The sequence below is a fragment of the Bradyrhizobium sp. 2TAF36 genome (assembly GCF_052114925.1).
Taxonomy (GTDB): domain Bacteria; phylum Pseudomonadota; class Alphaproteobacteria; order Rhizobiales; family Xanthobacteraceae; genus Bradyrhizobium; species Bradyrhizobium barranii.
Genome location: NZ_JBFRFR010000003.1, coordinates 90,087 through 104,375, shown reverse-complemented (window position 1 = coordinate 104,375; position 14,289 = coordinate 90,087). Strand labels below are relative to the sequence as shown.

General features: G+C 67.0%; 10 protein-coding genes. 4 read left to right on the top strand and 6 right to left on the bottom strand.

The features are described 5' to 3' along the window. Positions 1–85 precede the first annotated feature (85 nt). The gene (locus AB4Z51_RS02425; protein WP_071912132.1) at positions 86–553 is read left to right on the top strand and encodes an acyl-CoA thioesterase; all 468 of its coding nucleotides are present in this window, start codon (positions 86–88) and stop codon (positions 551–553) included. 22 nt (positions 554–575) lie between these two features. On the opposite strand, the gene AB4Z51_RS02420 is transcribed toward AB4Z51_RS02425, so the two are convergent. Together AB4Z51_RS02420 and AB4Z51_RS02415 are read right to left on the bottom strand one after the other, a co-directional pair. Further along, the gene (locus AB4Z51_RS02420) at positions 576–896 is read right to left on the bottom strand and encodes a 2Fe-2S iron-sulfur cluster-binding protein (protein WP_014493954.1); all 321 of its coding nucleotides are present in this window, start codon (positions 894–896) and stop codon (positions 576–578) included. Between the two features lie 166 nt (positions 897–1,062). Next, complete coding sequence (locus tag AB4Z51_RS02415; RefSeq protein ID WP_135214554.1) at positions 1,063–1,437, bottom strand: Hpt domain-containing protein; 375 nt, start codon at positions 1,435–1,437, stop codon at positions 1,063–1,065. A 395-nt stretch (positions 1,438–1,832) separates the two neighbouring features. On the opposite strand from AB4Z51_RS02415, the gene AB4Z51_RS02410 reads away from it, so the two are divergent. After that, on the top strand, positions 1,833–7,541 hold the full coding sequence (locus AB4Z51_RS02410) for a negative regulator of septation ring formation (RefSeq protein ID WP_441496980.1): 5,709 nt from the start codon (positions 1,833–1,835) through the stop codon (positions 7,539–7,541). A 171-nt stretch (positions 7,542–7,712) separates the two neighbouring features. Here the strand turns inward: AB4Z51_RS02410 and AB4Z51_RS02405 are convergent, their stop codons facing one another. The 3 genes from AB4Z51_RS02405 to AB4Z51_RS02395 are packed head-to-tail and all read right to left on the bottom strand — an operon-like array spanning position 7,713 to position 10,523. Further along, positions 7,713–8,588: an MlaD family protein gene (locus AB4Z51_RS02405; protein ID WP_135214552.1), complete on the bottom strand. Its 876-nt coding sequence runs from the start codon at positions 8,586–8,588 to the stop codon at positions 7,713–7,715. 16 nt (positions 8,589–8,604) lie between these two features. Next, complete coding sequence (locus AB4Z51_RS02400; protein WP_441496979.1) at positions 8,605–9,387, bottom strand: ABC transporter ATP-binding protein; 783 nt, start codon at positions 9,385–9,387, stop codon at positions 8,605–8,607. Between the two features lie 2 nt (positions 9,388–9,389). Further along, positions 9,390–10,523, bottom strand: a complete 1,134-nt coding sequence (locus AB4Z51_RS02395) for an MlaE family ABC transporter permease (RefSeq protein ID WP_063982228.1) — start codon at positions 10,521–10,523, stop codon at positions 9,390–9,392. A 143-nt stretch (positions 10,524–10,666) separates the two neighbouring features. Here AB4Z51_RS02395 and dgcA point away from each other — a divergent pair, with 143 nt between their 5' ends. Beyond that, positions 10,667–11,662, top strand: a complete 996-nt coding sequence (gene dgcA / locus AB4Z51_RS02390) for an N-acetyl-D-Glu racemase DgcA (protein WP_441496978.1) — start codon at positions 10,667–10,669, stop codon at positions 11,660–11,662. Here the strand turns inward: dgcA and AB4Z51_RS02385 are convergent. Beyond that, positions 11,632–12,828 (bottom strand): MFS transporter, encoded by a 1,197-nt coding sequence (locus tag AB4Z51_RS02385; RefSeq protein ID WP_441496977.1) that lies wholly within the window; start codon positions 12,826–12,828, stop codon positions 11,632–11,634. The genes dgcA and AB4Z51_RS02385 overlap by 31 nt on opposite strands. Positions 12,829–12,903: 75 nt before the next feature. Between AB4Z51_RS02385 and AB4Z51_RS02380 the strand changes: the two genes are divergently transcribed. Next, complete coding sequence (locus tag AB4Z51_RS02380) at positions 12,904–14,268, top strand: hypothetical protein (RefSeq protein WP_441496976.1); 1,365 nt, start codon at positions 12,904–12,906, stop codon at positions 14,266–14,268. The last annotated feature ends 21 nt before the right edge of the window (positions 14,269–14,289 follow it).

Genomic DNA, 14,289 nt, shown 5'->3' with positions numbered 1-14,289 from the left:
AAGCGGGATCGCCCCGCAGCCGCGCCCACTTGCCGGGTCAGTATAACTGGGCTGTAACGGGATGCGATATGACGGAGATCAATCGGTGAACGCACCAAGCCGCCTCGATACGACGCCGCGCCTGGAGGACTATCCCTATCGTCTCGGCGACAATGTCCGCTTCGGCGATCTCGATCCGAACCAGCACGTCAACAACGCGGTCTACGCCACTTATTTCGAGACCGGCCGCGTCACGCTGATGAAGAGCCCGGAATACGGGCTGACGCCGCCGGGCCTCGCCTGGATCATGGTGCGGCTCGACATCCATTTCCGCGCCGAGCTGCACTGGCCGAACAAGATCGAGCTCGGCCTCGGCGTGGTCAAGCTGGGACGGACGTCGGTGACCTTCGAACAGGTGGTGTTTTCGGAAGGAAAGTGCATCGCATCGGCGATGTCGGTCGGCGTCATGCTCGACGAGGCGACGCGGCGGCCCGCACCGCTCACCGCTGAGATCATCGAGAAGCTCAGACCCTGGCACAAGCGCGGTATTGAGGTCGCGCCGCCGAGCGCCTAGTTTCTAGTATAGTGAGGGACGATCAGGCCTGCCGTTCCGGCGTCGCCACGACGAGCCCGTCGAGCTCGTCGGAGACCTTGATCTGGCAGGACAGCCGCGAGTTCGGGCGCACGTCGAAACCGAAATCGAGCATGTCCTCTTCCATCGGCGTCGGGCTGCCGACCTTCTCGCGCCAGGCTTCGTCGACATAGACATGACAGGTTGCGCAGGCACAGGCGCCGCCGCATTCGGCCTCGATGCCGGGAATGCTGTTGCGGATGGCGGCTTCCATCACGGTCGCGCCGTTCTCGACTTCCACCGTACGGGTTTCGCCCTTGTGGTCGACAAAGTTAATCTTGGCCATGTGTGCTCGTGCTGCCGCGATGTTGCGAATGAAGGAGGGTCCGGGCTGTCCTATAACGGGTCGATCCGCCCGGCGCCATAGGGTTTTGAAGCGACGCGAATCCCGCTTCGCGGGAAGAAAACGCGTCAAAACAAAAGACTAGAGCGCGGTTTCTCGCCCTGTCGCCCTAGGGCTTCAGGATCGCCTCGATGGCGGCGCGAGCCTCGGTCACCGCCTCTTTCAACGCGGCGAAGGCGTGGGGCTGGCCATGGCCGGTCCGGACCGCGGTCTCCAGGCTGGCCGCGGCATCGGCCACCGCAAAGGCGCCGATTCCGCGCGCGGAGCCCTCGAGCTTGTGGGCGAGTGCGCCGGCCTCGGCCGGCAGTGCTGCCATCGCCGCGATCAGGCGGACCGCCTGCTCGGCGAACATCGCGAGCACTTCCTGTTCCAGTTCGGTGTCCCCGAGCGTCATGCGCGCGAGGTGATCGAGGTCGAGCGGGCCGTCGATGGGTGCAAGCGGGGGCGAAGGCATCCAGTCCATCCGTTGCAGTTCAGGCGTCATGGCGCAGGCCCCGGCATCGCGCGATGTCCGCCGATCCGGCGGTCAAGTTCCCCCCACCGAAGCATGGAAATGGTTAACGAAGTGTTTGGGCCGTTTTACGCAAATCCGCCCGTTTATTGACGAAAAGTTGCCGCAATCCGGCGAGTCCGGTGGAGAATTCCATTTATTGCTAAGGCGTTACGGCGCTATCCTGTTAACGATGATTAAGATTGTCTTAATCCCGGGCATTTCATTCGCGACGCTCTGCCAATAGGATGTTGCGGAAATTGGCGGACAAGCCGTCCGGGTGGGGACGGCTGGGAATCCGCGTAAGCGGCATGATCCGGTCTGTGGGCTTGCGTAGCGCGCTGGGCTCGCGGGGGGACGCGTACAAGTAACGAGGGCTCGGACTGAACATGGCGAACACTCCGAAAAAGGTCAAAGACCCCACAGAAGTTGCGCTTTCTGCGATCCAGGAAGCCCTGAACATCAGCGACACGGCCGCGGACACCAGCCGCAACGCCTCGATGCGCAACGAAACGTCGGCTCCGGTGGGGCCGCCGGCTCCCCCGATCTTCGACGAGCCGACCTTCGAGCCGCGTCCTGCCGCCAACGAGCGCACCACCGTGTTCGATACGATCGAGGAGCCGCGCACCTCGCGCCGCGCCGCCAACGATGACCGCGAGACCATCGGTCAGTTGCTCCAGGCGCTTCAGAAAGGCCGCCCTGCCCGCAGCGTCTACACCTTCGCCACCATCTTCGCCGGCGTCTGGCTCGCAGCCTGCGCCGCGCTCACCGTCGGCTTCCTGCCCTCGATCCAGGCCGCCATGGGCCAGAGCGGCGGCGTGCTCGTCATCGCCGGCCTGATCGCGATGTTCTTCGCGCCGATCATGCTGTTCTACTTCCTGGCGAGCCTGGTCTGGCGCGGCCAGGAAATGCGCATGATCGCGCAGGCGATGGCGCAGGTCGCGATCCGCTTCTCCGAGCCCGAGGGCTCGGCGTCCGATTCCATGGTCACCGTCGGCCAGGCCATCCGCCGCGAGGTCGCGGCGATGGGCGACGGCATCGAACGCGCCATCGCGCGAGCCGGCGAGCTCGAGACGCTGGTCGCCAACGAGGTTGCGGCGCTCGAACGCGCCTATTCCGACAACGAAGTGCGCATCCGCTCCCTGCTCCAGGACATCGCGCACCAGCGCGACAATCTGGTCGGCCAGGCCGAGCAGGTCCGCAGCGCCATCTCCGGCGTGCAGATCGATCTGCGCCACGACATCGCGCTGATCTCGGACGCGATCGCCTCGCGCGTCGACGAGGTCGCCAAGAGCATCACCGGCGCGCTGGAAGAGCGCGGCGCCCACATCACCGGCGCACTGAGCAACGCCGGCGACAACATGATCCTCGCGCTCGGCGAGCGCGGCGGCGACCTGCTCGACCGCCTCGAGGAGGCCAGCAACGAGACCACGCGCGCCGTGCTCGACGCCAGCGAGCGGCTGACCACCAGCCTCAACTTCAAGACCGGCCACGTCCACGACGAGTTCGTCGACCTCGCCGACCGCGTCCACGAGATGCTGAACGAGCGTATCGACCGCATCACCGGCGAGTTCGAGCAGCGCTCCGCCGCCATCGTCGACGGCATCTCCGAGCGCACCGAGCAGGTGCACGACAGCCTGAAGAATTCGTCGGACTCGCTGCTGCTCGAGCTCGAGCTGCGCTCCAACGACCTCTCCGCCAAGATCGACGATGCCGGCAACCGGCTCGCCGGCCACATCATGACCTCCGGCGACAAGGCAAGCGAGGCGCTCGACGCCACCGTCAACACCCTCGTCGCCAAGGTCGTCAGCCAGACCGAGACCGCGCACGACTCGCTGTCGCTGCAGATGAGCGCGTTCGACGAGCTGGTGAAGAACCAGGGCACCGAGCTGGTCGAGAGGTTCGCCCGCGACTCCGGCACGCTCGGCGCGCTGATCACCCGCCACATCTCCGAGTTCGACCGCACCGTGAAGACGTTCGGCGGTGATATCGTCGATCGCATGGGCCAGCGCACCCAGGACATCGCCGAGAGCCTGAAGACCTATGTCGACAATTTCGATACCCGCTTCACCTCGAACGGCGGGGCGATCACGGCCGTGCTCGACCAGCGCCTGGTGCAGTTCGAGACCACGGTCGGCGAACGTGTCACCAACCTCGACGCCTCGCTGAACGACAAGATCGTCAGCCTTGACGGCACGATCGAAGGCCACATCAAGACTTTCGACGACCAGCTCGTCGGCCGCGTCGCCGCGCTCGAGCAGTCGTTCGACACCCGCGCCAAGTCGGTGACCGAAACCATCGACGGACGCCTCAACACCCTCGCCTCGTCGCTGACCGACGGTGCCGCGCAGGCGATCCAGTCGATCGACTCCCGCCTCACCCACCTCACGACGTCGCTCACTGACGGCGCATCGCAGGCCATCGAGACGATCGATACGCGCCTCAACTATCTCGCGACCTCGCTCACCGATGGCGCATCGCAGACCATCCAGTCGATCGATACGCGGCTGACGCACCTCACGACGACGCTCTCGGGCGGCGCCTCGCAGGCGCTCGAATCCATCGACACGCGCCTCACCTACCTGACGACTGCGGTGACGAACGGCGCCTCGCAGGCCGTGCAGTCGATCGACACGCGCCTCACCCTCCTGACCTCGACGCTCACCGACGGCACCGCGCAGGCGATCGAGGCGGTCGACCGCCGCATCACCGGCGTCGCCGAGATGATCGACGGCCGCAGCACGCACCTGACCGACACGGTCACGGCGCGCTTCCAGGACATCCACCAGGCCATCGAGACCAAGGTCGGCTCGGTCGCCAACGACATCGACGTGCGCGTGGCGCAGTTCGAGGACCTGCTCGGCTCGCGTGTCGAAGCCGTCGCCGGCCGCATCGAAAGCAGTGGCCGTCAGGCCAGCGAGGACATGATGTCCCGCGCCGAGATGATCTCGACCGCGATCCGCTCGCATGTCGAGGACGCCGAGCGCTCGCTCACCAACCTGGTCGTCAACACCAGCGAAACGATCCAGACCGGTGCGCGCACCGCCCAGCAGTCGCTGATGACGGTCTCCTCCGACGTCAACGCCCAGCTCAAGATGACCTCCACCGAGGTTGAGCGCGCGCTGACCGCGGTCGGCACCGGTGCTGCGAACTCGATCCTGAGCAGCGCCCGCGAGGCTCAGTCGACCCTGGTCGCGGCCTCGGGCGATGCCTCCAACCAGATCAAGGGGCTCGCGGTCGACGTCGAACGCACGCTGTCGGCGGCCGGTTCTGCCACCGCGGCCTCGATCCTGGCCGGCGCCCGCGAGGTGCAGACCACGCTCGTCACGGCGTCTTCGGACGCCGCCAACCACGTCAAGACCCTCACCGCCGACGTGCAGCGTTCGCTGTCGCTGGCCGGCGCCACCACGGCGGAATCGATCACCGCCGGCGCCCGCGATGCGCAGAGCGCGCTGATTGCGGCCTCGACCGAGACCGCCAACCAGATCAAGGCGCTGTCCTCGGACGTGCAGCGCTCGCTCTCGATGGCCGGCACCTCGACGGCCGAGACCATCATGACCGGCGCCCGCGAAGCCCAGACCACGCTCGTCAACGCGTCCTCGGATGCGGCGACCCAGGTCAAGTCGCTCGCGGTCGAAGTGCATCGGTCGCTCTCGCAGGTCGGCCAGTCGACCGCCGAGACGATCACGACCAGCGCCCGCGACGCCCAGAGCACCCTGCTCTCCGTCTCGGCCGAACAGACCAGCCAGGTCCGTTCGCTGGCGGCCGAGATGCAGCGCGCGCTGGCGACCGCCGGCGGCGCCACCATCGAGGCGCTCACCAGCGGCGTGCGCGAGGCCCAGGGCACGCTGATCACCGCCTCGACGGATGCGGCAAGCCAGATCAAGTCGCTGACCACGGACATCGAGCGCACGCTGACCTCGGTTGGCGCCGACACCGCCTCGACCATCCTCAACAGCGCGCGTGAGGCGCAGACCTCGCTGACTTCGACGTCGGCGGATGCTGCAAGCCAGATCCGCACGATCTCGACCGAGATCGAGCGCGCATTGAGCACGGCCACGACCAACGCCACCAACGACATCCAGACCAGCGCGCTCAACGCCCAGAACGCGCTGATCAGCGCCTCCAACGAGGCAAGCTCGCGCGTCAAGTCGAGCTCGGCCGACGTCGAGCGTTCGGTGCTCGCCGCCAGCAGCAGCTTCGGCCAGGCCATGACCGGCAAGACCGACGAGATCGTCACCTACGTGCAGCAGCAGGCCGACCGTCTGTCGAACATGATCGACGCCAAGCGCGGCGCGCTCGTCGATGCGATCGGCTCGAAGACCAGCCAGCTCACGCTCGACATCGACCGCGTCACCTCGGATGCGCTGAAGTCGATCGAGACGCGCGGCCATGCGTTCTCGCAGACGATGATGGGCAACGGCTCCGAAGTCGCCCGCACCATCAACGCGGCGAGCGAGATGGCCACCGGCGCGGTCGGCAAGTCGCTCAAGGACCTCGAGCAGGCCTCCCGCTCGGCGATCGACCAGTCGCGCCAGGTCTCGATCGCGGCCGTCACCGAGATGCAGGAGACCAGCAAGATCCTGCGTACCGACACGGTGGCCCTGTTCGAGCGTCTGCGCGAAGGCAACATCCTGCTCCAGGAGGTGCTGACCGGTGCGCACGACAACCTCAACTCGCTCGAGCGGGCACTGGTGACGCGCGTCGCCGACTTCGTCTCGGCGATGAACGACGTCACCTCGCGCAACGGCGCTGCGACGCAGAACCTGGAAGACCAGCTCAACGTCTTCAACACGAAGACCACGCGGGCCCTGCAGGACCTCGGCGAGCTGTCGACCCAGTTCGACGCGCACGGCAAGGCGCTGGTCGAAGCCGCGCAGGTCGTCGAGGTGAGCAACAAGAACACCACCGCCTCCCTCGCCGAACGCAAGCAGGCGCTGGAATCGCTCGTCACGACCATCGACCTGCGCACGGCCGATCTCGACCAGCGTCTGTCGCGCTTCACCGGCCTGCTCGATGAATCGCTGGCCGCCGCCGAAGAGCGTGCCCGCGACATCGCCCGCGTCGTCGCGGAGACCGCCGGCGCAGGCTCCGCCGCGATCACCCGCCAGTTCGAGGCGGTGCGCGTGGCGTCCGAGGAGGAGCACCGCCAGACCATCGAGGCCATGCACGACATTTACCGCCAGACCACGGACGAGGCGGATACGATGTTCAAGCAGTCGACCGAGAAGTTCACCAACCTCGTCTCCAGCATGAAGCAGATGGCGTTCGAGATGCACAACGAGCTCGAAGCCACCCGCAACGAGCTGCGCCGCGGCGTGCTCGAGATGCCGCAGGAGGCCGCCGAGAGCACTGCGCAGATGCGCAAGGTGATCGTCGACCAGATCGAGGCCCTCGCCGAGCTCAACCGCATCGTGGCCCAGCATGGCCGTGGCCTCGACGTCTCCACGACGGGCCGCGCCAGCGCGCAGCGCCAGGAAGAGCCGTTGCTGGCAGCCGTCGCAACGCGCAACACCGAGACCCGCGGCCGCGACACCGGCAGCGCCTCGACGCTGCCGCCGCCGGACCTCGGCATGCCCGCCGCCTCGCGCCGCACCGAAGCGCCGCCGGTCGCGCCCGCGAACAACGACCAGGGCCGCGACGGCTGGCTGTCGGACCTCCTGAACCGCACGGACGCCAACCAGGGTGCTCCGAACGGACGTGAGGCCCCGCGTGGCCGTGCGGCACCCGCGCCGCAGCCGCAGGCGCCGCAGGGTGGCAGCAATCCGCTGGAGTCGCTGTCGCTCGACATCGGCCGCCTGATGGACCGCAACCTCGCCGCCGAGATGTGGGACCGCTACCAGCGCGGCGAGAACAAGGCCTTCACCAAGCGCCTCTACACGCCTGCAGGCCAGAAGGCCTTTGACGAGGTCGCCCGCAAGTACCGCGCCGACCGCAACTTCAAGGGCACGGTCGACCGCTACGTCGCCGAGTTCGAGCGCCTGCTCGACGAAGTCGCCCGCGACGGCCGTGGTCCGCAGGAGCTGCGCAGCCACCTGACCTCGGAGACGGGTCTGGTCTACACCCTGCTCGCGCATGCGGCGGGCCGGCTGGGGTGAGACGCAATCGCGGTGAATCGAAAACGGAGGCCTCACGGCCTCCGTTTTTGTTTGGGCCTGTCATTGCGAGGAGCTCTTGCGACGAAGCAGTCCAGACTGCTTCCGCGGAAACAGTCTGGATTGCTTCGCTACGCTCGCAATGACGAGGTGAGCTCCGTGTACTATAAACGCCTACTGCCGCCTGCCGCTCGCGGCGGGCGCCTGCCTCGGCGGCTCGGGCGCCGGAGCCGGTTGCGCGCTGTTGCTGGCGCCGAACAGCACGCGGGTCGGATTGCGGTCGAAATTGTTCACGGCGCGGCTGATGTCGCCGAGGGTGCGGCGGCCGTCGGTCATCAATGCGCCGGAGCGCTTGTCGAAATCCTCGGCCAGTTCGCGGATCGACTTCACCGCCTGGAACAGTTCGCCGCCGTCCTTGCCGCCGGCGAGCGTGTTGAGGCCGAGCATGAGGCTGTCGGCCTTGTGCATGACGCCGTCGACCTTGGCCATCACGCCGTCGATCTTCTCGGAGTTGCGCGCGAGCGAGTTGGTGAAGGTCTCGAGGTTCTTCAGCGAGTTCTTCACCGACTCCTGATTGTCGGCGACGATCTTGTTGATGTTCTGGAGCGTGCCGCGGATCGCTTCGGTGACGTCCTGGAGCTTGTTGGGATCGGCCGTCAGCGACGGGATGCCGTCCTCGTCGAGCGGCGGCGGAGGGGCCGCCTCCTCGCCGCCCTTGAGCGAGATCGCGGCGACGCCGGTCAGGCCCTGGAATTCGAGGCCGACCAGGGTGTCCTTGCGCAGTGGGGTGTTGTTCTCGACCATGGCGAGTGCGACAACCCGCCGCGGGTTGTCGAGCTTCACGGAGACTACCTCACCTACCCGGATACCGTTGAAATTGACGCTACCGCCGTTGCGCAGGCCCGCCGCCGGGCCCTCGAACACGACGCGCAGGGGGCTGCGCTGCTTGGTGGTGTGCAGCGACTGGAACCACAGCACGAAGCCGATCGCCGCGGCGATCACCGCCAGCGTGAACGATCCGATCAGTACGTAATTGGCCCGCGTTTCCATCAGCTACTCCGGCACCTCAGCCCATCACCGCACGGGCGCGCTTGCCGTGGAAATATTGTCTCAGCCAGGGATGCTGCGAGGCCTGCATGTCGGCGATCGACCCTGCCGCAATGATCTTACCGTTCCCTAAAACGGCGATGCGGTCGCAGGCTGTGTAAAGGCTGTCGAGGTCGTGCGTTACCATGAAAACGGTCAGGCCCAAAGTACGCTGGAGCGTCCTCACCAGCTCGTCGAAATCGCCGGCGCCGATCGGATCGAGGCCCGAGGTCGGCTCGTCGAGGAACACGAGATCGGGATCGAGCGACAACGCGCGCGCCAGCGCCACGCGCTTGATCATGCCGCCCGACAGTTCCGAGGGAAAGCGATCCGCGACTTCCGGCTTGAGCCCGACCATGGTGAGCTTGGCCAGGGTGATCTCGTCCATCAACCGCTGCGAGACCCGGAGATACTCGCGCATCGGAAACTGGATGTTCTGCCGCACGGTCAACGAGGAGAACAGCGCGCCCTGCTGAAACAGCACGCCCCAGCGACGCTCGACGCTGCGGCGCTGCGCGATGCTGGAGGAATCGAGGTCGACGCCGAACACCTCGATGGAGCCCGCGACCTTCGGCACGAGACCGATGATGGTGCGCGTCAGCACCGACTTGCCGGCACCGGATGGGCCGACGAAGCCGAGGATTTCGCCGCGCTTGACGTCGAGGTTGAGGCCATCGAGCACGCGCGTCGCGCCGAACTGCACGGTGATATCGCGAACGCGGATGATCGGATCTTGAATCGCGTTTTGAGTTTCTTGCGCCATCGTCACATCCCGATCGAGGCGAAGAAGATGGCGAACACGCCGTCCATGACGATGACGAAGAAGATGCCCTTCACCACGGAGGCCGTGGTGTGCTGTCCGAGCGATTCCGCGCTGCCCTGCACGGCGAGACCCTCGACGCAGGCGACGATGCCGATCACGGCGGCCATCACCGGTGCTTTGACGATGCCGACGATGAAATGGTCGATCGAGATGGCATCGCGCAGACGCAGCAGGAAGGCTTCGGGATCGACGCCGCCATAGAGCCAGGCGACGAGGCCGCCGCCATAAAGCGCGGCCATGGCGCCGAGGAAGGCGAGGATCGGCAGCGCCAGCACCAGCGCCAGCATGCGCGGCAGCACCAGGACCTCGATCGGGTCGAAACCCATCGTGCGCAGCGCGTCGATCTCCTCGCGCATCTTCATCGAGCCGAGCTCGGCCGTGTAGGCGCTGCCCGAGCGACCCGCGACCATGATCGCGACCAGGAGGACGCCGATCTCGCGCAGCACCAGCACGCCGAGCATGTCGACGACGAAGATATCGGCGCCGAACCTGCGGAAATGAAAAATGCCCTGCTGGGCGATGATGCAGCCGATCAGGAACGTGATCAGCACGATGATCGGCACCGCGCGCCAGCAGACCTGCTCCATGTGGTGCACGGTCGAGGTCAGGCGGAACGAGCGCGGATGGATCAGGACGCGAAAACCCGCCGCGAGCACCGCGCCGAGCATGTCGACGAGGCCCGCAACCGTGCCGGCGACCCCGGCCACGGCCCGGCCGATCTGCTCCAGCATACCGGTGATGGTGACCGCGCTGCTGTCGACGACCGGCGTCGCCCCGACCCGCCGCACCTCGTCCACGAGGCTCGAATAATTGGCGGAAAGCCCCGCGATCTGCGCCTCGACGGCGCCCTGGGTCAGGCTGCGGCGCAGCCGTTCGATCAGCCAGGCGCCGAAGGTGTCGAGCTTGGCGACCTCGGAGACGTCGATGAAGATGCTTTGCGAGCCGCCGGCGAGCTTTTCGGCGTCAGCCACCATCCGCTCCAGGACCGGCGCGAAGCTCGCGGTCCAGGTTCCGGTGGCGCAGAGTGCCAGCGCGTTGCCCTTGGCAATCCGTTCCAGCTTCGGATCGCCGCTCAATGTGTCCGCTCCCGTGCCGGGGCGCGAGAAACGGGTAGAATCAGATGGTTGCGCACACGCCCTTACCCGGAGAAGGTATCCCCAACTGGTTAATGTTAGTTGCTAGAGGTAACTAGCAGGTTCAGATTTCGCCAGAGTTCAAAATGACTTCCAGCAAAGTTCCGATCCTCGCGGCGCGAATCGAGCGATTTCCCATCGCCGGCAGTTTCACCATCAGCCGGGGCGCCAAGACCGAGGCCGTGACCGTCGTGGCCGAAGTGAGCCGCAACGGCCTCACCGGCCGCGGCGAATGCGTCCCCTATCCCCGCTATGGCGAGACCCCCGAGGCAACCCTTGCCGCCATCGAGGCCATGCAGGCGGCCCTCGCGGGCGGCCTCTCGCGGGAGGCCCTGCAAGCCGCCATGCCGCCCGGAGCGGCCCGCAACGCGCTGGATTGCGCCCTGATCGACCTCGAGGCCAAGGCGACCGGCCTGCGGGCCTGGAACCTGCTGGACCGCCCGGTGCCGGGCGAGCGCACCACCGCCTTCACGATTTCGTTGGGCACCCCCGAGGCGATGGCGGCGGCGACCGCCAAGGCGGCGCACCGGCCCCTGCTCAAGATCAAGCTCGGCGGCGACGGCGATCCGGAGCGGATCGCGGCGGTTCGCAAGGCCGCCCCCGAATCCGAGCTGATCGTGGATGCCAACGAGGCCTGGACCGAGGCCAATCTGGAGCAGAATCTCGCCGCCTGCGACGCCGTCGGCGTCACCCTGGTCGAGCAGCCGCTGCCGGCCGGGAGGGATGGCGCGCTGGCGCGGATCAAGCGGCCGCTCGCGGTTTGCGCCGACGAGAGCGTGCATGACCGCAAATCGCTGGCGCCGCTCCGCGAGCGCTACGACGCCGTGAACATCAAGCTCGACAAGACCGGCGGGCTCACCGAGGCGCTCGCGATGGCTGATGCGGCGCAGGCGCTCGGCTTCGAGATCATGATCGGCTGCATGGTCGCGACCTCGCTGTCGATCGCCCCCGCAATGCTGGTAACGCCGCAGGCGCGCTTCGTCGATCTCGACGGCCCGCTACTGCTCGCGCGCGACCGCGAGCACGGGCTGCGCTACGACGACAGTCTGGTTTATCCGCCCGCCTCCTCGCTCTGGGGATGAGCCTTGAGGCGATGCCGCGCCGACCAGATCACCAGCGCGCCGGCTGCGGCCATCGCGGCCATCACGTAATACAGGCTGTCGCCGATGCGGGCGTAGATCGCACCTGACGCCATCGAAGTCGTCGCACCCAGCAGGCCGTTGCACGCGGCGTAATAGCCCTGCCCCCGCGCGATCTGATGCGATGGCACGCGCTGCACCAGCAGATTCATGGTGCCGACGATGGTCATGCCGAAGGTGAGGCCGTGGCCGAGCTGCACGATCACGAGCAGCGCCAGCGGCGGCTCCTGCGCGGTGACGATCCAGCGCACCACGGCGCTCACGCCGCCGATCGTGATCAGCGTGGACGGATACAGCGAGAACCGCGGCGACAGCGCGAAGACGACGATCTCGGCGATCACACCCAGCGTCCAGAGGCCCGCGATCGTCAGTCCGCCGAAGCCGTGGAGCTGCCAGTTGATGGCCGAGAACGTGTAGTAGGCGACGTGGCTGCCCTGGATCAGGGCGGCCGACGCGATGACGGCCCAGAAGCCGCCATCGCGCAGCAAGGCCTTGCCGGCATGCGTCTCCGTCGTCCTCCGCCTGACATCGTCGAGYGGCTGCAGCAGCAGGCTGGCGGCGACCGCAACGACGGCCCACGCGACGATGATCCAGATCAGATCGCGCGCCGCGATGTGGTCGACGAGAAAGCCGCAGGCGAGCGAGCCCGCGGCGAAGGCCGCCGAACCCCACAGTCGCAACGGTCCGTAATCGAGCCCGTAGCGGGCGACGCCGCGCAGCGCATAGGCATCGGTCAGCGGGGTCGTCGGCGTCCACATCATGCAGGTCAGCGCATAGATCAGGAACAGCGCCAGCGGCTGCTGCTGCAGGCCGACCGCCGTGAACCCGATCGCGGTTGCCAGCACCGACACCATCATGCCGGCGCGAATGGCATGTCGCCTTTCGGCAAGGGCGGTGATCTGCGGCAGCGTGGTGAAGCGCGTGATCGCCGGCAGCGCGTTGATGAGGCCGATCCAGCTTGCGTCGATGCCGATCGCCTTCAGCCAGAGCGGAAAGAACGGCAGATGCGTGCCCGACACCGCGAAGACCGCCGAATAGAACAGCGCGAGACTCACGGCGAATCGCCGCTTCACGGCAGCTTGCGCGGGGATTTGTGATTCGCCTGCCATCAAACCAATTGCGATTCGGTCGATATCGTGGTGATCGTTACAGTAACGCGTAGTGATTTGCGCGACGAGATTGTCATGGCCAACGAAGCATTCGCCCTCTCGCCTATGTCTGCCCGTGCGGCCGAGCCGAACGAGCAGGATTACGACGCGATCCGCGAAGCCTTTATGGAGACCGCGCGCGGCCGCTGGTTCCTCGGCGAATACGCCAAGCGCAACCGCAATGCGGATACCCGCATGGTGCTCGATGCGGTCGCGAAAATCGAAGAAACCCTTGCGGCACAGCGACAACCGGTCGTCGAGGATCGCCTGCCCGATGCGCTGGTCGAGATCCGCCGCGCCATCCGCGAAGCCGAGACCATCGCGATCGCCGCCTTCGATCCCGCGGCGATCGATGCCAGCCTCGCGCCGATTCCGCGCGGCGTGCGCATCATCAAGGAGATCTCCTGGCGCTGGCGCGAGATCGGCGCCGACGGGCGAATCTGCGATCTCATTGATTCGCAGCTCGCCTCCATCGAGGCCGCTTGCGGGCAGCTATCGACCGTCGACCCCCGCGTCGAGCTCAAGGCCGCATTCGATCTGCTCAGGGATCGGGTCGAGCAGCTCGATGGTGACGGCGACACAGCGCCGCAAGCGGCGGCGCATTCCGCACCTGCGCCGGTGCAGGAAGCGCCCGTCGCAGAGGCTGCGCCTGCCGCGATGGCCACCGAAGCACCCGTGGCTCTTACGGAGGCGCCGCAGGACATCGCTGCGACTCCCGCGCCCGAGGCAGCGGTCGAAGCGGCCGGCGCCGCCGAAGCACGCGCCGTTGGCGAGGACGCGATCGACGTCGCCATCGAGCCGGAGTTCATCGCCGGCAATCACGTCGGCCCCGAAGCGGAGGTCGCAGAGGCCGCCGCTTTCACTGAGGTGACTGACGGGGTCTCGCTCGACGCCGCCGCGGAAGCCGAGGACGAAGCCATACTCGATGCCATCGCGCTGGAAATGGCCGCACCCGATCCGGAGTTCGACGAGATCACCGAACCGGTCGAGCTGGAAGCGGCCATTCCGGAGCCGATGGCTGCGGAGGTCGCAGCGCCCATTGCCGCAGAGCTTCCCGAGCCGGTCGCAGCCGAGCCGGCAGCCACCGCCGCGGAGGAGCCCGCCGAAGACGCGCCGATCGCGATGGACTCGCTTGCGCGCCTCACCGACGCCATTGCGGAGGCCGCCGCCGAAGTGATGGAGCAGCCGGCCCCGGCCATGGCGGCCGCGGCGACATTCGGTGCGGCGCCGACCGCGACGCTTCCGATGCCCTCGCCCTTGTCTGCCTCCTTGCCCGAGCCCTCGCTCGGGGCCACCATCCTCGCCAGCGGCATCCTGCAAAAGCCCCGCGCGGCGGCCAACGACCCCATGGCGCCAATCCGCCGCATGACCCAGGCCGAGAAGATCGCGTTCTTCTCGTAAGGGGCGCGCGCTCTCCAAATC